General features: G+C 51.7%; 18 protein-coding genes and 1 pseudogene. 16 read left to right on the forward strand and 3 right to left on the reverse strand.

All coding sequences use genetic code 11. The annotated features are described in order from the left end of the window. The first annotated feature begins 8 nt into the window (after nucleotides 1-8). From EHV07_RS03195 to EHV07_RS03200, 3 genes are all read left to right on the forward strand, one after another. Nucleotides 9-452 carry a DUF6386 family protein gene (locus EHV07_RS03195; RefSeq protein ID WP_147194989.1) on the forward strand — a complete coding sequence of 148 codons (444 nt, stop codon included), beginning with the start codon at nucleotides 9-11 and terminating at the stop codon, nucleotides 450-452. Between the two features lie 652 nt (nucleotides 453-1,104). After that, complete coding sequence (locus EHV07_RS25110; protein ID WP_371419677.1) at nucleotides 1,105-1,236, forward strand: DUF6707 family protein; 132 nt, start codon at nucleotides 1,105-1,107, stop codon at nucleotides 1,234-1,236. Nucleotides 1,237-1,310: 74 nt separating this feature from the next. Continuing rightward, nucleotides 1,311-1,553: a hypothetical protein gene (locus EHV07_RS03200; RefSeq protein WP_147194991.1), complete on the forward strand. Its 243-nt coding sequence runs from the start codon at nucleotides 1,311-1,313 to the stop codon at nucleotides 1,551-1,553. Nucleotides 1,554-2,023: 470 nt separating this feature from the next. On the opposite strand, the gene EHV07_RS03205 is transcribed toward EHV07_RS03200, so the two are convergent. Then, nucleotides 2,024-2,761: a metallophosphoesterase gene (locus EHV07_RS03205; protein WP_147194992.1), complete on the reverse strand. Its 738-nt coding sequence runs from the start codon at nucleotides 2,759-2,761 to the stop codon at nucleotides 2,024-2,026. Between the two features lie 98 nt (nucleotides 2,762-2,859). After that, nucleotides 2,860-3,726 carry a glutathione-dependent disulfide-bond oxidoreductase gene (gene yghU, locus EHV07_RS03210; RefSeq protein WP_147194994.1) on the reverse strand — a complete coding sequence of 289 codons (867 nt, stop codon included), beginning with the start codon at nucleotides 3,724-3,726 and terminating at the stop codon, nucleotides 2,860-2,862. Nucleotides 3,727-3,910: 184 nt separating this feature from the next. Here yghU and EHV07_RS03215 point away from each other — a divergent pair, with 184 nt between their 5' ends. The 11 genes and pseudogenes from EHV07_RS03215 to EHV07_RS25115 form a co-directional block, all read left to right on the forward strand. Then, nucleotides 3,911-4,567 carry a DNA-3-methyladenine glycosylase I gene (locus tag EHV07_RS03215; protein ID WP_147194996.1) on the forward strand — a complete coding sequence of 219 codons (657 nt, stop codon included), beginning with the start codon at nucleotides 3,911-3,913 and terminating at the stop codon, nucleotides 4,565-4,567. A 204-nt stretch (nucleotides 4,568-4,771) separates the two neighbouring features. Further along, nucleotides 4,772-6,361: a peptide chain release factor 3 gene (prfC, locus tag EHV07_RS03220; RefSeq protein ID WP_147194998.1), complete on the forward strand. Its 1,590-nt coding sequence runs from the start codon at nucleotides 4,772-4,774 to the stop codon at nucleotides 6,359-6,361. A gap of 331 nt (nucleotides 6,362-6,692) precedes the next feature. Beyond that, nucleotides 6,693-7,304, forward strand: coding sequence for a molecular chaperone OsmY (gene osmY, locus EHV07_RS03225; protein ID WP_147195000.1), 612 nt, complete (start codon nucleotides 6,693-6,695; stop codon nucleotides 7,302-7,304). Nucleotides 7,305-7,443: 139 nt separating this feature from the next. After that, nucleotides 7,444-7,605 carry a DUF1328 domain-containing protein gene (locus EHV07_RS03230; protein ID WP_071995405.1) on the forward strand — a complete coding sequence of 54 codons (162 nt, stop codon included), beginning with the start codon at nucleotides 7,444-7,446 and terminating at the stop codon, nucleotides 7,603-7,605. Nucleotides 7,606-7,794: 189 nt separating this feature from the next. Further along, on the forward strand, nucleotides 7,795-8,835 hold the full coding sequence (locus tag EHV07_RS03235; protein ID WP_147200511.1) for a patatin family protein: 1,041 nt from the start codon (nucleotides 7,795-7,797) through the stop codon (nucleotides 8,833-8,835). Then, nucleotides 8,832-9,605 (forward strand): TatD family hydrolase, encoded by a 774-nt coding sequence (locus EHV07_RS03240; RefSeq protein WP_147195003.1) that lies wholly within the window; start codon nucleotides 8,832-8,834, stop codon nucleotides 9,603-9,605. Before EHV07_RS03235 ends, EHV07_RS03240 begins: the two co-directional genes overlap by 4 nt. Nucleotides 9,606-9,896: 291 nt before the next feature. Continuing rightward, nucleotides 9,897-10,676 carry a deoxyribose-phosphate aldolase gene (gene deoC / locus EHV07_RS03245; RefSeq protein ID WP_147195005.1) on the forward strand — a complete coding sequence of 260 codons (780 nt, stop codon included), beginning with the start codon at nucleotides 9,897-9,899 and terminating at the stop codon, nucleotides 10,674-10,676. A gap of 127 nt (nucleotides 10,677-10,803) precedes the next feature. Beyond that, the gene (gene deoA / locus EHV07_RS03250) at nucleotides 10,804-12,126 is read left to right on the forward strand and encodes a thymidine phosphorylase (protein ID WP_147195007.1); all 1,323 of its coding nucleotides are present in this window, start codon (nucleotides 10,804-10,806) and stop codon (nucleotides 12,124-12,126) included. A gap of 58 nt (nucleotides 12,127-12,184) precedes the next feature. After that, nucleotides 12,185-13,408, forward strand: a complete 1,224-nt coding sequence (gene deoB / locus EHV07_RS03255; protein WP_147195009.1) for a phosphopentomutase — start codon at nucleotides 12,185-12,187, stop codon at nucleotides 13,406-13,408. A gap of 59 nt (nucleotides 13,409-13,467) precedes the next feature. Then, entirely contained in the window at nucleotides 13,468-14,187 is a 720-nt protein-coding gene (gene deoD, locus EHV07_RS03260; RefSeq protein WP_147195012.1) for a purine-nucleoside phosphorylase, read from the forward strand. Nucleotides 14,188-14,341: 154 nt separating this feature from the next. Continuing rightward, a pseudogene (locus EHV07_RS25115) lies at nucleotides 14,342-14,524 on the forward strand (transcriptional regulator); the annotation flags it as partial. A 55-nt stretch (nucleotides 14,525-14,579) separates the two neighbouring features. Here EHV07_RS25115 and EHV07_RS03270 read toward each other — a convergent pair. Further along, nucleotides 14,580-15,239: a YtjB family periplasmic protein gene (locus EHV07_RS03270; protein ID WP_147200512.1), complete on the reverse strand. Its 660-nt coding sequence runs from the start codon at nucleotides 15,237-15,239 to the stop codon at nucleotides 14,580-14,582. A gap of 115 nt (nucleotides 15,240-15,354) precedes the next feature. Between EHV07_RS03270 and serB the strand changes: the two genes are divergently transcribed. Both serB and radA read left to right on the forward strand, forming a co-directional pair. Then, nucleotides 15,355-16,332 carry a phosphoserine phosphatase gene (gene serB, locus EHV07_RS03275; RefSeq protein ID WP_147195014.1) on the forward strand — a complete coding sequence of 326 codons (978 nt, stop codon included), beginning with the start codon at nucleotides 15,355-15,357 and terminating at the stop codon, nucleotides 16,330-16,332. Between the two features lie 9 nt (nucleotides 16,333-16,341). Further along, nucleotides 16,342-17,727: a DNA repair protein RadA gene (radA, locus tag EHV07_RS03280; RefSeq protein ID WP_147195015.1), complete on the forward strand. Its 1,386-nt coding sequence runs from the start codon at nucleotides 16,342-16,344 to the stop codon at nucleotides 17,725-17,727. The last annotated feature ends 8 nt before the right edge of the window (nucleotides 17,728-17,735 follow it).

A 17,735-nucleotide genomic window follows, 5' to 3' on the forward strand; every position in this document is an offset into this window, starting at 1 on the left:
AGGTAGTCATGAGTGAACAATTCTTAATTACAACTGATACTGCAACATTATCAATTTTTGACTTAGGGTCTCTCAAACACAGGATCAATGATGATGCTGATTGGTGGAGTATTCCTGAAGATGAGATCAATGAGATCAATAAAGGAAACGTTATTTTTTTAAATCTTGGTAGTGATGGACAATATGAAATAAAAATTAAAGATGAGATACAAGATGATTATAAATCGTTGTACTTAAATGTTCCAACAGGAAAAGTTTATGTAGGTGCTGGAGAAGATACTACCGGAGGGGATCTTGAACCTGATGGTTCTGATTATATGTCCGGAGTTATGGTTAAGTTGAACCCTGGGTACTACGAAGTACAATTCAAGAAGGAATTTTCTTGTATAACACTAGTTTTCAAGGCTAGCAGTGAGAAGTGCAATAATATCGAAGTTATTGTAAGGATTTGATAAATAGTAAAAATATTATCTGTAATTCTTTGTTTAGCAGATAAAAGCCACTCAATATAACCGGAAGAATCCTAAGGGTTCTTCCTAATAAAATTAAAAATTGATAATACGACACTAAATATACATTAGCGGATAAACATCGTTTATCTCATTTCAGGGGTAATTCATAATAATGGAATCTTTATTGCGGAAAAAAACAGAAAAGCAATAAGAGACAACCCCGAAGAAAATAGCATCTAAGTTAATGCGGGAATATTTGTATAGTTGCCTTCATCCTTTTAAAAAAAGTTAAGGATTTTATACTATCGCCGCTTTAGCGGCGTTTTTTTTACGAAATTATAGCGCATGAATTAGAATGAACATTGCATAGCTATATCGATCCTGGTGATAATTGAGGTGCTGGTTCTTCAATAGCTAATGCTCTTAAAACTTTTCCTAAGGAACTAAAGTTAAAACAATAGTTCAATGAATTGAGGATTAAAATGAAATACTCAAGATTTATTGAAGAGTTATCTAATGAGAATGAGGTTTTAAGAGGATTTTTTGATAATATAAAAGCTAAATTTATAAAAACTGACAAGGGGATTGTTGAATTTTAACAAAGATTGCGTTTATTTTATGCGCAAAAAAAGATTTTAAAAATGTTATTTCTATAGTCGATAAGTTATCAGGAATTGAATTCAATAATGATTATGATTATTGGGCATGGATAGAATATGCTATTGCTTTACGCGCAGAAATATCTATCATAAATAATGACGGTAAAAAAATAAAGATTCAATAAAGAAAATCATCGATGCTCTAAACTCGGGCGAAGGATTACCAAAGAAAATAAAAATAAATGTACACAAACGATTTATGGCTGGCGAGGGTGTTGAGTTTGATAATTCTAACTTTTCTAGTAAAAATAAAAACTCCCATGATATTTTTAGCCACCGATTGATTTATCAAATGGCTTTAGTAAAGCTAAAGCTAAAGGTATTAGGAGCTTCAAAAGAATATCCTATTGGAAAGGTTACCTCAAACATTGAAAGTAACTCGCAAGAAATACAAAAGATGATTGATGAAGGTGTTTTACTAGGTGTCCAGTCTTTTAAATAGGTTAAGTTTTTTTAACTGTAGCTAACATTTTAAATAATCATCATGTACAATCTTATGGTTTACATGATGAGGTTAATTTTTTATTTTAGATAGATTTAAAAGAGTGATTTTTTTTCATTAAAGGTTCATTGCTGCGGATGCAATAGTTTTATTCATCTGAGATACATTGCTAAAGTACTTTAAAATATGATTTTGATTTTTTTCTCATACATCGAGCCCCAACAACTGTAGACGACTATGCTAACTATCCACAGTTATACGGTTTTCGAATAAAGGCTGGTATCTTACCTATTATAACTTTCGCTATGCAGATTAGATATTTTCCTCTCGCAGGAAAATTTATAATTATCAAGTGCGTGGCGGTTCTGGGAAATTAAATAAGGTGATAAGTTTATTTCACTCTGAAAGCTTCGTTATATTAACCATAATGCCTGTTTTAAAGTGCGGGCTGTCAGTATGCGATACTATCCCTAAGCAATTTTCCCTTCTCTCAGCGGCACAACCCAGTCCGGACGTTGATTTGCTTCTGCCTGTTTTGCTGCCGAATTCCAGTCGTAAATCACCTGGCGGAAATCGACTTCCCATCCTGTTTGCTTACGTTCAATCACCGCATAGCGGGCATGAGGCGAGCCGCTCTCCATCTTATGGTAAAACGGCTGGTCATCGTCATAAGCCGGTAATCCTACGCTGCCGGGATTGATAATCACGCGTCCATCAGCAAGTTCGAATTTGCGCGGAAGATGAGTATGACCGCAAAGAATTAAGGATTCCCTGACTCCTGCGGCCCGCTGCTGAACAAGTTCTGCCGAAGCCAGAACAACGCCGTCCTGCGTAACCTCTTCCAAAAAATACATTAAATCGTTACCCGGAATGCCGTGAACCAGCAGGATGTCATCTTCAATCCTGAGCTCGGCGGGCAGACTCTTCAGCCACTCCCAGTGCTCAGTACGTAATGCGGAGTAGGCATGCCTGTCGGAAAGGCTCATCTGTTGCGGATCGTTTTCCAGGAGTTGGCGCTCATGATTGCCGCGAATGGTTATAAAAGGCAGGGGAAGCAGGCGATCGGCGGTTTCAGCAGGCTGGAGCGCACCAGAAAAAAGGTCACCCAGATTAACGACGAAATCAACATCTTGTCTGGCGATATCCTTAAGTACGGCATCCAGCGCAGCAAGATTACCGTGAATATCTGAGATAGCGGCAATTTTCATAATGTCCTTTGATCTGGTTATTTAAAATATCATTCATCGTCCGATCAAATTTAAGGGCACCGTTAAGGTGCCCTTTCTATTTTATCCTGCTAACCGGACTATTTCGCCAGTTTGTCTTCTGTCTTCAGGTCAAAATCGGAAGCATCGTGACGCTCGCGCAGCTGTTCAGCGGGCTCTCCCCAGGTACGATTCACGATACGGCCGCGCTGTACGGCAGGGCGCTGTGCAACTTCATCTGCCCAGCGTTGCAGATTTTTATACGAACCGGCATCGAGGAACTCAGCGGCATTATACAGCTGGCCTTTAACCAGTGCGCCATACCATGGCCAGATGGCGATATCGGCAATGGTGTAGTCTTCGCCGGCAATATAACGGTGTTCGGCCAGCTGGCGATCCAGCAGATCCAGCTGACGCTTGGCTTCCATGGTGAAGCGATCGATAGCGTATTCAATTTTCTCCGGCGCATAGTTATAAAAATGGCCAAAGCCGCCGCCCAGGTAAGGCGCAGAACCCTGCAACCAGAACAGCCAGTTCAGGGTTTCGGTACGACCAGCCGGATCTTTCGGCAGGAAGTGACCATATTTTTCCGCGAGATACAGCAGGATTGCGCCTGACTCAAAGACGCGGGTTGGCGGCGTGGTGGAAACATCCAGCAGCGCCGGGATTTTGGAGTTCGGGTTCACATCGACAAAACCTGAGGTAAATTGTTCGCTCTCGCCGATGCGGATCAGATGGGCATCATATTCCGCATCGTTAACGTTCAGCGCCAACAGCTCTTCCAGCAGGATTGTCACTTTCTGGCCGTTTGGTGTGCCCATGGAATAAAGCTGTAAAGGATGAATGCCTACTGGCAATGTTGCCTCGGTGCGCGCGCCCGCTGTCGGACGGTTGATGCTGCCCCAGGTGCCGCCAGCTTCTTTATTCTCTGACCAGACTTTGGCTGGTTGATAGTCGTTATTGCTCATCAAATTTTCCCTTTCATGGTTAGGTAGCGAATACTGACGTCTCGCCGTTAATGGTCTAAAAATAGCGGTGAATACCGGATAAAACCAAAAGCGGTTGTTACAGCTGATGTCAGATATAGCACTGGCGCGCGGTCAACGTTTATCCGCAAAGAGCACACCGCAACAATTGAGAGGGAGCTAACAGATGGACGAGCACTATCTTGCTGACCTGAAACAGGCCGGACTGACCCTGACCGACGATGGTCGGGTTTGCTGTTACTGGCAGCCATCAATGCCGGATTATCATGATAATGAATGGGGCAAGCCGGTGGTGGACGACCGGCGGCTATATGAAAAAGTGTGTCTGGAAGGTTTTCACTCCGGCATGTCCTGGCAGCTGATTTACAACAAGCGAGAGAACTTTCGCCGCGCTTTTCAGGATTTTGATTTTTATCAGGTGGCTAAATTTACCGATGACGATGTCGCCAGGCTGATGGCGGATAAAAGCATCGTGCGTAACCGGGCCAAGATCCTCTCAGCGATTAATAACGCGCAGCGAGCCATTGAGCTGGTGGAAGAGGCCGGATCGCTGGCGGCGTGGTTTTGGCAGTTTGAACCAAAAGAGGAAGATCGTCCGGCGACCGTGGATCTGGAATACTGGCAGAATGCCAAAACCTCCCCGGAAGCAACGCGGTTATCCAAAGCGTTGAAAAAACGAGGGTGGAGCTGGGTTGGCCCTGTCACCATCTACTCGCTGATGCAGGCGCTTGGCATGATCAACGATCATATTGAGGGCTGCCAGTGCCGGGAAAATTTTGAGCAGGCGCGTGAGAATCTGCGCCGCCCGCAGCCAGAAAAGTGAGTACACTGCCGCATAATCATTGCAAAAACCGCAGGAAAAGCGCTGAGCTTTCCGGCACGTCTTCCATTTCCCTGAATCAGGTGGCGTTGTGGATTGTGTATGACGCCCGGATCGGCGAAAATGCGGGCCATTGATGATTAATCGCCTGTGAAAGTCTTTGCGCGGTCTGCGTAACGATGGCACAGCACCACACAGAGTTTGTTCATGTCAAATGCACCTTTTATGCAAGAGGTGGCTCGTCGCCGCACTTTTGCCATTATCTCTCACCCGGATGCGGGTAAAACCACCATCACCGAAAAGGTGTTGCTGTTCGGACAGGCGATTCAGACCGCCGGTACGGTTAAAGGACGTGGCTCTAACCAGCACGCTAAATCCGACTGGATGGAGATGGAAAAGCAGCGTGGTATTTCAATCACTACCTCGGTGATGCAGTTCCCGTATCGCGACAGCCTGGTCAACCTGTTGGATACCCCGGGCCATGAAGACTTCTCCGAAGATACCTATCGTACTCTGACGGCGGTGGACTGCTGCCTGATGGTTATCGATGCCGCGAAAGGCGTTGAGGATCGCACCCGTAAGCTGATGGAAGTTACCCGTCTGCGCGACACGCCGATCCTGACCTTTATGAACAAGCTGGACCGTGATATCCGCGATCCAATGGAAGTGCTGGATGAGGTGGAAAGCGAGCTGAAAATCGCCTGCGCGCCGATCACCTGGCCTATTGGCTGCGGCAAGCTGTTTAAAGGGGTTTATCACCTTTATAAAGATGAAACCTATCTTTATCAGACCGGGAAAGGCCATACCATTCAGGAAGTTCGCATCGTTAAAGGGCTGGATAACCCGGATCTCGACGCTGCAATCGGTGAGGAGCTGGCGGCACAGCTGCGCGAAGAGCTGGAGCTGGTGCAGGGCGCTTCTCACGAATTTGAGAAAGAAGCCTTCCTGGCAGGCCAGTTGACCCCGGTGTTCTTCGGTACCGCGCTGGGTAACTTTGGCGTGGATCATATGTTGGATGGCCTGGTTGACTGGGCGTCTTCACCAATGCCACGTGAGACCGATGTACGTACCGTTACCGCCGCCGACGATAAATTCACCGGCTTCGTTTTTAAAATTCAGGCGAACATGGATCCGAAACACCGCGACCGCGTAGCGTTCCTGCGTGTGGTCTCCGGCAAGTACGAAAAAGGCATGAAGCTGCGCCAGGTTCGTCTGGGCAAGGATGTAGTGATTGCCGATGCGCTGACCTTTATGGCCGGTGACCGTTCGCACGTGGAAGAAGCCTATCCAGGCGATATTATCGGCCTGCATAATCATGGCACCATCCAGATCGGCGATACCTTTACCCAGGGTGAAAACATGAAGTTCACCGGTATTCCGAACTTCGCGCCGGAGCTGTTCCGTCGCATTCGCCTGCGTGACCCACTGAAGCAGAAACAGTTACTGAAAGGGTTGGTGCAGCTGTCAGAAGAGGGCGCGGTGCAGGTCTTCCGTCCGGTTCACAACAACGATCTGATTGTAGGTGCAGTGGGTGTGCTGCAGTTCGACGTGGTGGTTGCGCGTCTGAAAAGCGAGTACAACGTTGAGGCGATTTACGAATCGGTAAACGTTTCTACTGCCCGCTGGGTAGAGTGCAAAGACGCGAAGAAATTTGAAGAGTTCCAGCGTAAAAACGAAGTGAACCTGGCGCTGGATGGCGGTGATAACCTGACCTACATTGCGCCGACCATGGTAAACCTCAATATTACTCAGGAACGTTATCCTGAGGTGGTGTTCCGCAAAACGCGCGAACATTAATCCTCTGCAAATCGGTGTGGCGCTTTACGGCGCGCACCTTTTGCCCTGTTTTGGAAGCGATGCTCTGGCATCGCTTTTTTTATGCCGTTTTCGCTTCATCCATGCCTGCGCGTCTTGTTACAGACTCATCTTAAAAAACCTCTGATTTGAGCATTTTTCCAACATATCAATCACAAGCGGCGGTGAAATCCAGATTAGCGTCTATATTTAAATTCAACAGGACGCAATACATGCGGCGCGGTTGCTGCAACGCCTGATTACTGCAGTCACGCCGTTTGTGGCTGAAAGCTCACAGTTGTGAGTGCATCACACATGAAGAAGGATGAGATCGATGAACAAGACTAAGATTGCTAAAACTCTGATGGCTGCTCTGGTAGGTTCTGCACTGATTGGTGGTACTGCTATGGCAGAAGATACCGCTACGCCTAAAGTGCAGTCCACTACTGACTCCGCGGGTTCCAAAATCGATAGTTCTATGAAAAAAGTCGGTGGATACATGGATGACAGCGGTGTTACTGCCAAGGTGAAAGCTGCCCTGGTTGATAACGACGCGATAAAAAGTACGGATATCTCAGTCAAAACCCACAGCGGTGTTGTTACCCTGAGCGGTTTTGTGACGTCGCAGGATCAGGCCGAACTGGCTGTTGATGCGGCGAAAAAAGTTGAGGGTGTTAAATCCGTCAGTGACAAACTACACGTAAAAGACAGCACGAAAGCCAGCGTCAGCGGCTATGCCGGTGATGCAGCAACGACCAGCGAAATCAAAGCTAAACTGTTAGCGGACAGCAATGTGCCATCCCGTCATGTGAAAGTGGAAACCACCAACGGTGTGGTTCAGCTTTCCGGTACGGTGAAAACTCAGGCAGAGTCCGATCGTGCAGAAGGCATTGCTAAAGCTATCGAGGGCGTAAAAAGCGTGAAAAACGACCTTACGGTTAAATAATCGCGCTGGTGCGGGCCGCTTCCGGAGTGAAGCGGTTCGTGTCAAAACATCGCAGGACCATAAAGTCAGCTATGCCGAACTCAGGCAGAAATCAATAACACGAGCTGTTCGATTTTTAATATAGGGTAAGGAGAGGCTTATGTTTCGTTGGGGCATTATTTTTCTGGTTATCGCACTTATCGCTGCGGCGTTAGGTTTTGGTGGTCTGGCAGGTACAGCCGCATGGGCAGCTAAAATTGTCTTTGTAGTGGGTATCATCATCTTCCTGATCAGCCTGTTTACCGGCCGCAAGAAGTTATAGCCGGACGGTTAGCGCCAACCAGCCAACAATAGCCCGGGCCATCCGGTGCTGTTGCAAGGAAAACAAACGGGCTGAATACAGCCCGTTTGCATGCATAAAGCAATTCACAACAAAACCGCAACAAGCGTCAAACGCTGCCGTTTCGATACGCGTATCCTTTTTTTACCTTCTTCCGACAGGATACCAACATTGGGCCAGCGCATTCCCGTTTCACTCGGCAATATTGCGCCGCTGGCGCTCACGCCTTTTCACCCCGGCAAACTGGCGCTGGTCTGTGAGGGCGGGGGGCAGCGTGGTATCTTCACCGCAGGCGTGCTGGACGAGTTTCAGCGAGCCGGCTTCAATCCCTTTGATTTGCTGCTTGGCACCTCTGCGGGTGCGCAAAATCTGTCAGCCTATATTTGCGGCCAGGCGGGCTATGCTCGTCGGGTGATCACGCGTTATACCACCAGTAAACTTTTTTTTAATCCTCTGCGCTTTGTTCGTGGCGGCCATCTGATCGATCTGGACTGGCTGGTAGAAACGACGGCAAAAGAGTTCCCGCTGGCGATAACGGCGGGTGAAAAGAGGTTTGCTGAAGGACGCGAATTCTATATGTGTGCCTGCCGCAGTGATGATTTCACGCCCGGTTACTTTGCGCCGACCGCGGCAAACTGGCTGGAAATCATTAAAGCCTCCAGCGCCATTCCCGGTATGTATCGGCCGGGTGTTGACCTTGACGGCATCAGTTACCTGGATGGTGGCGTCAGCGATGCGATTCCCGTGCGTGAAGCCGCGCGTCGCGGTGCGGAAACGATTGTGGTGATCCGCACTGTTCCTCCACAAATGAATTACATGCCGCAGTGGCTTAAACGCGCCGAGCACTGGCTTAGCGACGGCGCACTCCAGCCGCTGGTAAACATCCTTCAGCTGCACGAAGAAAGCTATCACCAGACACAGCATTTTATTAACAATCCGCCCGGCAAACTGAATATTATCGAAATCTTCCCGCCACGCGCGCTGGCAAGCAGGGCGCTGGGTAGCCGTATTGCCTCGCTAAATCAGGATTATCATTTGGGACGTCGTTCCGGTCGCTACTTCCTGGCTACAATAGGGCAGTGGCTGAGTCCGGGGGACTCGCTGCTTAAACCGCCTGTCCTGCCCGCCGTTCCCGTGGCAAATGAACCGAGTATCACTCTCGATCCGCTGGCAGGCAGTGATGCAGATTATGATAAAGGATCGCTGGCATGACGACGTTCGTCGATACCCACTGTCATTTTGACTTCGCGCCGTTTAGCGGCAACGAAGCGGAAAGCCTGCGTCTGGCCGCGGCGGCGGGCGTGGAAAAAATCATCGTGGTCGGCGTTGCGGCAGATCGTTTTGCTGGCGTAATGGCGCTGGCCGATCGTTGGGCACCTTTGTATGCCGCGCTGGGCACGCATCCAATGGCGATTGCACAGCATGAAGACGCGCATCTTCAACAGCTGGAAGCTTACCTGAAGCAACAACCAGAAAAGCTGGTGGCGATCGGCGAAATCGGCCTGGATCTTTATATTGAAGATCCGCAGTTTGATAAGCAGCAGGCGGTGCTGGATGCCCAGTTGCGGCTGGCAAAGCACTATAACCTGCCGGTAATCCTGCATTCACGCCGTACTCACGATAAGCTTGCTATGCACCTTCGCAAACTCGATCTGCCCGCCTGTGGCGTGGTTCATGGCTTTGCGGGTAGCGAGCAGCAGGCGCAGGCGTTTATCCGTGCAGGCTATGCCATCGGCGTTGGCGGCACCATCACCTATGAGCGTGCGAGCAAAACCCGCAATGCGATTTCGCGTTTGCCGCTTACCTCGCTGCTGCTGGAAACCGATTCGCCGGATATGCCGTTGCAGGGATTCCAGGGCGCGCCTAACCGGCCTGAACGGATACGTAACGTCTGGCAAAGCCTGTGTGAAATTCGTGATGAATCGCCGCAGGAAATTGCCGAAACCCTGCGTGAAAACACCCGCAGGATTTTTCGGATTTAAAACAACGGGCAAATTTCTGAAGCTGCCTTCCGGTTTACGCCTTCCACCCCGACTCTCCTTTCCGCCATCGGTTACAATGAAATGTTACTATCATAACATTTTTGTATGATGGCGTTTATCAGCGTTGTGTAAGCCGCTTTTTAGCGCGCCATTGCGACAATTTGTGTGATTGTAGTCACGAATTTTATACAATTCATGCAATAGCTTTTTTATGAGTGTGAAAACCATCACGGATAATCGCCGGGATGGATGTTATTATTTTAACATTGCCAGTAATGTTTGGAGAAAATAATGAGTGATTTAACCGCAGCCGCCGTACGTGCGCTAAAACTGATGGATTTGACCACCCTGAATGATGACGATACTGAAGCGAAAGTTATCGCGCTCTGTCATCAGGCCAAATCTCCGGCTGGCAACACCGCCGCTATCTGTATCTATCCCCGTTTTATTCCCATTGCCCGCAAAACGCTGCGCGAGCAGGGCACGCCAGATATTCGCATTGCTACCGTCACCAACTTCCCACAGGGTAACGACGATATTGATATCGCGCTGGCGGAAACGCACGCGGCCATCGCTTACGGTGCCGACGAAGTGGACGTGGTGTTCCCTTATCGCGCCTTGATTGGCGGCAACGAAGAGATCGGTTTTGAGCTGGTTAGTGCCTGCAAAGAAGCCTGTGCCGATTCGGGCGTGCTGTTGAAAGTCATTATCGAAACCGGCGAGCTGAAATCAGCTGAACTGATCCGCAAAGCGTCGGAAATCGCCATCGCTGCCGGCGCCGATTTCATTAAAACGTCGACCGGAAAAGTGCCGGTTAACGCTACGCCGGAAGTGGCTGAAATCATGCTGCGCGTCATTGCTGACCAGGGCGTGAAGCATCAGGTTGGCTTTAAACCGGCGGGCGGCGTGAAAACCGCTGAAGATGCAGCCATCTACCTGAAGCTGGCCGATGACATTCTCGGTAGCGACTGGGCGGATGCGCGTCATTTCCGCTTTGGCGCTTCAAGCCTGTTAGCCAGCCTGCTGAATGCTGCCGGACATTCCTCCGCCAAAAGCGACTCGGCGTATTAAACGGGCGGTGAGTCAAGTCCACTCAGATTGCTGACACACTCACGGCACGCCACTGTTGGCTATTCAGCCTTGCGCTTTAACTTGCCCGGAGGGTATCCGTCCGGGCTGAAAATGACCAGGGGGCACCATGTTCCTGCCACAAGAAATTATCCGTAAAAAAAGGGATGGGCTGACGCTCACGGAAGAAGAGATCCGCTTTTTCATCAACGGTGTGCGCGACAATTCCGTGTCCGAAGGACAAATTGCCGCGCTGGCGATGACCATCTTTTTTCATGATATGACGCTGCCGGAGCGCGTGGCGCTGACCATGGCAATGCGCGACTCCGGTTCGGTGCTGAACTGGCAGGCGCTGGATCTCAGCGGGCCGGTGGTGGACAAACACTCTACCGGCGGCGTGGGCGACGTGACCTCGCTGATGCTGGGACCGATGGTGGCTGCCTGCGGCGGCTTTGTGCCAATGATTTCCGGGCGCGGTCTGGGTCATACTGGCGGCACGCTGGACAAGCTGGAAGCGATCCCTGGCTTTGATATCTTCCCCGACGACCAGGCGTTTCGCCGTATCATCAAAGAGGTTGGCGTGGCGATTATTGGCCAGACCAACTCGCTGGCTCCGGCCGACAAGCGTTTTTACGCCACGCGTGATATTACCGCGACGGTCGACTCTATTCCGCTAATCACTGCCTCAATTTTGGCGAAAAAGCTGGCCGAAGGGCTGGATGCGCTGGTGATGGATGTGAAGGTCGGCTCGGGCGCGTTTATGCCAACTTTTGAGAAATCTGAGCAGCTGGCGCAGGCGATCGTCGGCGTGGCAAACGGAGCAGGATGCAAAACGACAGCTTTGCTGACCGATATGAATCAGGTGCTGGCTTCCAGCGCCGGTAACGCGCTGGAAGTGCGTGAAGCGGTACGCTTCCTGACCGGTGAATACCGCAATCCGCGCCTGCTGGAAGTGACGATGGCACTGAGCGCCGAGATGCTGGTTTCCGGTGGGCTGGCGGTGGATAACAGCGATGCTGTCAACAAGCTTCAGGCGGTGCTGGATAACGGCCGCGCGGCGGAAGTATTCGCCCGCATGGTGAAGGCGCAAAAAGGCCCGGCGGACTTTATTGAACGGCTGGACAGCTATCTGCCCGCGCCGATGCTCAGTAAAGCGGTTTACGCTGACAAGCCCGGCTTTATCAGCGCAATGGATACGCGGGCGCTGGGTATGGCGATTGTGACAATGGGCGGCGGTCGTCGTCGCGCCAGTGACGGCATCGACTACAGTGTCGGCTTTAGTGAGATGGCGCAGCTGGGGGATTATGCAGATAACCAGCGTCCGCTGGCGGTCATCCATGCTGCCAGCGAGGCGAGCTGGCAGGAAGCGGCCACGGCAGTAAAACAGGCCATATCCCTCAGCGACAGCACGCCGGCAAAGACACCAGTTATCTGTCGCAGAATCACCGGATAACCGTCATACTACTCTGATCGATAAAATTTTAGCGCGTCGTAAGACGCAGGAGACCACGATGAAACGTGCATTTATTATGGTGCTCGATTCCTTCGGAATTGGGTCCAGTAAAGACGCTGACAAGTTTGGTGATGAAGGCTCCGATACGCTGGGACATATTGCTGAAGCTTGTTATAAGGGCGAAGCGGACGTAGGGCGCAAAGGGCCGCTGCATCTGCCGAACCTGACCGCTTTAGGGTTAGGCAAAGCGGCAGAAGAATCCACCGGCAGGTTCCCGCTGGGGCTGGATAAAGACGCGCAGATTATCGGCGCTTACGCTTATGCCAGCGAACTCTCATCCGGGAAAGATACGCCGTCAGGCCACTGGGAAATCGCCGGTGTTCCGGTGCTGTTCGACTGGGGTTACTTTACCGAGAAAGAAAACAGCTTCCCGCAGGCGCTGCTGGATGAGCTGGTGGAAAAGGCCGGTTTACCGGGCTATCTCGGCAACTGTCACTCTTCCGGCACGGTGATCCTTGACCAGTTGGGCGAGGAACATATGAAAACCGGCAAGCCGATTTTCTACACCTCTGCTGACTCCGTATTCCAGATCGCCTGTCATGAAGAGACGTTTGGCCTCGAACGCCTTTATGCGCTGTGCGAAATCGCCCGTGAAGCACTGACTGAAGGCGGCTATAACATTGGCCGCGTGATTGCGCGTCCATTCGTGGGCGATAAAGCCGGGCATTTTGAGCGTACCGGCAACCGTCACGATCTGGCCGTTGAACCGCCGTCACCGACCATTCTGAAAAAACTGGTTGATGAGCAGAAGGGTGAAGTGATCTCCGTTGGCAAAATCGCCGATATCTATGCTCACGTTGGCATTACGAAAAAAGTGAAGGCGACCGGACTGGACGCGCTGTTTGACGCCACGATTGAAGAGATGAAAATCGCGCCGGATAACAGCATCGTTTTCACTAACTTCGTCGATTTTGACTCCACCTGGGGGCACCGTCGCGATGTGCCGGGCTACGCGGGCGGTCTGGAACTGTTTGACCGTCGCCTGCCGCAGCTGATGGCGCTGGTGAAGGAGGGCGATATCCTGATCCTGACCGCCGACCACGGCTGCGACCCTACCTGGAAAGGCACGGAGCACACCCGTGAGCATATTCCGGTGCTGATCTACGGCCCGGGCGTTACGCCAGGCTCGCTGGGATATCGTGACACTTTTGCCGATATCGGTCAGACTATTGCAAACTATTTTGGCCTGACCCCCATGGAATATGGCAAAAGCATGCTGTAATCAGCGAAACGTAACATACCGGCGCGTCGACGCCGGTCAGAATAAGATAAGGAAAAAAGATGGCAACCCCTCATATTAACGCTGAAATGGGTGATTTCGCTGACGTTGTGCTGATGCCGGGCGATCCGCTACGCGCTAAACATATCGCAGAAACGTTTTTGCAGGATGCGGTAGAAGTGAACAACGTGCGCGGCATGTTGGGCTATACCGGCACTTATAAAGGCCGCAAGATTTCCGTCATGGGCCACGGTATGGGCATTCCTTCCTGCTCAATCTACGCTAAAGAACTGATCACTGAATTTGGCGTGAAAAAAATCATTCGTGTGGGTTCCTGCGGTGCCGTGCGCGAGGACGTGAAGCTGCGTGACATCGTGATTGGCATGGGTGCCAGCACCGATTCCAAAGTAAACCGTATGCGCTTCAAGGATCACGACTTTGCGGCAATCGCCGACTTCGAGATGGTGCGTAACGCAGTAGACGCGGCTAAAAACCTTGGCGTTGATGCGCGCGTTGGCAATATCTTCTCTGCGGATCTGTTCTACACGCCGGATCCACAGATGTTCGACGTAATGGAAAAATACGGCATTCTGGGCGTGGAAATGGAAGCGGCTGGAATTTACGGCGTGGCGGCAGAGTTTGGCGCAAAAGCGCTGGCAATCTGCACCGTGTCTGACCATATCCGTACTCACGAGCAGACCACGGCGGCAGAACGTCAGACCACGTTCAACGAGATGATCGAAATCGCGCTGGAATCTGTACTGCTGGGCGACAAAGCCTGATTTAATCGTACTCTCAACGCTGGCCGCTCCCTGGTCAGCGTTTCCCCTTCAGTATCTATTCACAACCACCTTAGGTTTTACAAAACTTTCCTTTTTTCTTATTAAGTTAAGTGATAATTATCTATTCACGAATCTATTCAAGAATCTATTCACTATGGCTGAAATTAGCGCCCTACTTTTGCAAGGTCCGCTCGATGCGGCAACGCTAATGGCCCGGATCGGTATTAGCCAGGCGACGCTGTCACGCCTGATTTCCGCCGATCCTCAGATTATTAAATATGGCCGTGCACGGGCAACACGCTACGCTTTACTACGTCCATTAAGGCAGGAAAGCAAGGTAACGGTGAGTCTTTCTCAATCAGGTAATGATGCCGTCATCCGGCATCATCATTTCAGGATTTCTCTTTCACCGAAGGCTCGTCGCTCTCTTCGTCTTCTTTCACGGGATTATTGGCGGTCAGCAGGAATGGCGACTGCTGCCAGCGAGTGCGGCGGTCTCTGAGCAGCGTTCGGGTCAGGATAATCCCAATCGCCAACGCCAGCAGCATCATCAGACGCAGAATGTTGGTGGTGTTATCCACCTGTTTAGCTTCCGTGACCAGCACGTGCGTATCCAGCGTGACGCGCAGGAAGCCGCGTGGCCCGTCCGGGCTGTCCAGCGACTGCACCAGCTGATGGTTAAAGTAGCTGCCGGCCCGCTGGCCATCCAGCGCCAGCCTGTCGCGCACGTTAATCGTTTCACCGCTATGCGCCAGCAGCGCTCCGGCATCGTCATAGACTGAAGCGTCCAGAATACGGCTCTCGCGGGTCAGCTGCGTCAGGATATCGACAATTTTCTGATGGTTATCATCACTGTTCTCCATCAGCGGCGACAGGCTGAATGCTACCTGCCGCGTTAACGTGCGGGCCAGCTCCTCAACCTGTTCGGAACGCGCCATTTGCCGCCCAAGGCTAAACCATGAGGCACCCTGCATTAGCACGACCAGCAGCGTCAGGCAGATCAGTACGATCGCGGTACGATGCAGGCGAAATTTCAGTTTGGCTTTGGCCATCATTACCCTTTAAAAATATCTACAAAACGCAGAGCGGCCCAAAGCTTTATGTTGCCAGAAGCGGGCCTGTCAGGGTAGCCTCTTGCGTGGTTAATATGTCCCTACAGGAGCTATAATGCCAAATAGTCTGACCTGGTGCGACCTGCCTTCCGATGTCTCTCTCTGGCCGGGTTTACCTCTCTCTCTGAGTGGCGATGAAGTGATGCCGCTGGACTACCATGCGGGCCGAACGGGTTGGCTTCTGTATGGACGGAAGCTGGATAAAGATTGCCTGACGGCGCTACAGCATAAGCTGGGCGCGGCAATGGTCATCGTCAGCGCCTGGCGCGTGGAAGATTATCAGGTGATTCGTCTGGCGGGTTCCCTGACGCCGCGCGCGTTAAAGCTGGCGCATGAAGCCGGACTGGATGTTGCGCCGCTGGGCCGTATTCCGCATCTGAAAACGCCAGGCCTGCTGGTGATGGATATGGATTCCACCGCCATTGAAATCGAATGTATAGATGAAATCGCCAAACTGGCCGGCAGCGGCGAGCTGGTGGCTGAAGTGACCGAGCGTGCGATGCGCGGCGAGCTTGATTTTACCGCCAGCCTGCGCCAGCGCGTAGCTACACTTAAAGATGCCGATGCCAATATTCTCAGGCAGGTGCGCGATGAGCTGCCGCTGATGCCAGGCCTCACTTCGCTGGTGCAGAAGCTGCATGCGATGGGCTGGCATGTCGCGATTGCTTCTGGTGGTTTCACCTACTTTGCCGAGTACCTGCGCGATACATTGCATTTATCAGCAATTGTCGCCAATACGCTGGAAATCCGCGACGGCAAACTGACGGGCGAAGTGACAGGCGATATCGTCGATGCGCAATATAAAGCGGACACGCTTAAGGCGCTGGCGACGCGATTTGAAATTCCACCTGAACAGACTGTCGCTATCGGCGACGGCGCCAACGATTTGCTGATGATTGGCGCTTCCGCGCTGGGCATTGCTTATCACGCCAAGCCGAAAGTGAATGAAAAAACTGAAGTGACGATCCGTCATGCCGACCTGATGGGGGTGTTCTGCATCCTCAGCGGCAGTCTGATCAATGATGAGCGTTAAGAGGTCAATTTGGCTAAAGCGGTAAAACGTGCCTTTGTTTGTAACGAATGTGGCGCAGACTACCCACGCTGGCAGGGACAATGCAGTGCCTGTCACGCCTGGAATACCATTACCGAAGTGCGTCTGGCGGCGTCGCCGACGGTCGCCCGCAACGAGCGGCTCTCGGGCTATGCGGGCAGCAGTTCTGGCCCCAGCCGCGTACAGAAGCTGTCGGAAATCAGCCTGGAAGCGCTGCCGCGTTTCAGCACCGGCTTCAAAGAGTTTGACCGCGTGCTGGGCGGCGGCGTGGTGCCGGGCAGTGCAATCCTGATCGGCGGCAGTCCGGGGGCAGGGAAAAGTACGCTGTTGCTGCAAACTCTCTGCAAGCTTGCTCAAGGCATGAATACCCTTTACGTCACCGGCGAAGAATCCCTTCAGCAGGTGGCGATGCGCGCGCATCGTCTTGGCCTGCCTACGGAAAACCTCAATATGCTTTCGGAAACCAGCATCGAGCAGATCTGTCTGATCGCCGAGCAGGAACAGCCAAAGCTGATGGTAATCGACTCCATCCAGGTCATGCACATGGCAGACATCCAGTCTTCGCCAGGCAGCGTGGCGCAGGTGCGTGAAACCGCCGCTTATCTGACGCGTTTCGCCAAAACTCGCGGCGTGGCGATCGTGATGGTGGGGCACGTGACTAAAGATGGTTCGCTGGCCGGGCCTAAAGTGCTGGAACACTGTATCGACTGTTCGGTGCTGCTGGATGGTGATGCCGATTCACGGTTCCGTACGCTGCGCAGCCATAAAAACCGTTTTGGTGCGGTCAACGAGCTGGGCGTGTTTGCCATGACCGAACAGGGTCTGCGCGAGGTCAGCAATCCTTCCGCTATTTTCCTCAGCCGGGGTGATGAAATTACCTCTGGCAGTTCCGTTATGGTGCTGTGGGAAGGCACGCGGCCGCTGCTGGTAGAAATACAGGCGCTGGTGGATCACTCGATGATGGGCAATCCACGGCGCGTGGCCGTAGGGCTGGAGCAGAACCGTTTGGCGATCCTGCTGGCCGTGCTGCACCGGCATGGCGGTTTGCAGATGGCCGATCAGGATGTGTTCGTTAACGTGGTAGGCGGTGTAAAAGTGACCGAAACCAGTGCCGATCTGGCGCTGATGCTGTCGATGGTTTCCAGCCTGCGCGATCGACCTTTGCCGCAGGATCTGGTGGTCTTTGGCGAAGTCGGGCTGGCTGGAGAAATCCGTCCGGTGCCAAGCGGCCAGGAACGAATTTCTGAAGCGGCGAAGCACGGTTTCCGACGGGCGATTGTGCCTGCCGCGAACGTGCCGAAAAAAGTGCCGGAAAACATGAAAGTTTACGGCGTGAAAAAGCTGGCCGACGCGCTGGCGATTCTGGACGATCTCTGACCGCCTTC

Origin of the sequence: Pantoea sp. CCBC3-3-1 (assembly GCF_007981265.1) — a bacterium.
GTDB lineage: Bacteria > Pseudomonadota > Gammaproteobacteria > Enterobacterales > Enterobacteriaceae > Erwinia.

Bases quoted from the DNA above. Each gene is read 5' to 3' on its own strand.
- EHV07_RS03205 (WP_147194992.1), bottom strand. From the start codon at position 2,761: ATGAAAATTGCCGCTATCTCAGATATTCACGGTAATCTTGCTGCGCTG.
- EHV07_RS03195 (WP_147194989.1), top strand. From the start codon at position 9: ATGAGTGAACAATTCTTAATTACAACTGATACTGCAACATTATCAATT.
- prfC (WP_147194998.1), top strand. From the start codon at position 4,772: ATGTCAAATGCACCTTTTATGCAAGAGGTGGCTCGTCGCCGCACTTTT.
- EHV07_RS03215 (WP_147194996.1), top strand. From the start codon at position 3,911: ATGGACGAGCACTATCTTGCTGACCTGAAACAGGCCGGACTGACCCTG.
- deoC (WP_147195005.1), top strand. From the start codon at position 9,897: ATGAGTGATTTAACCGCAGCCGCCGTACGTGCGCTAAAACTGATGGAT.
- yghU (WP_147194994.1), bottom strand. From the start codon at position 3,726: ATGAGCAATAACGACTATCAACCAGCCAAAGTCTGGTCAGAGAATAAA.
- EHV07_RS03240 (WP_147195003.1), top strand. From the start codon at position 8,832: ATGACGACGTTCGTCGATACCCACTGTCATTTTGACTTCGCGCCGTTT.
- EHV07_RS03230 (WP_071995405.1), top strand. From the start codon at position 7,444: ATGTTTCGTTGGGGCATTATTTTTCTGGTTATCGCACTTATCGCTGCG.
- deoA (WP_147195007.1), top strand. From the start codon at position 10,804: ATGTTCCTGCCACAAGAAATTATCCGTAAAAAAAGGGATGGGCTGACG.
- EHV07_RS03270 (WP_147200512.1), bottom strand. From the start codon at position 15,239: ATGGCCAAAGCCAAACTGAAATTTCGCCTGCATCGTACCGCGATCGTA.
- serB (WP_147195014.1), top strand. From the start codon at position 15,355: ATGCCAAATAGTCTGACCTGGTGCGACCTGCCTTCCGATGTCTCTCTC.
- deoB (WP_147195009.1), top strand. From the start codon at position 12,185: ATGAAACGTGCATTTATTATGGTGCTCGATTCCTTCGGAATTGGGTCC.
- EHV07_RS03200 (WP_147194991.1), top strand. From the start codon at position 1,311: ATGGCTGGCGAGGGTGTTGAGTTTGATAATTCTAACTTTTCTAGTAAA.
- deoD (WP_147195012.1), top strand. From the start codon at position 13,468: ATGGCAACCCCTCATATTAACGCTGAAATGGGTGATTTCGCTGACGTT.
- osmY (WP_147195000.1), top strand. From the start codon at position 6,693: ATGAACAAGACTAAGATTGCTAAAACTCTGATGGCTGCTCTGGTAGGT.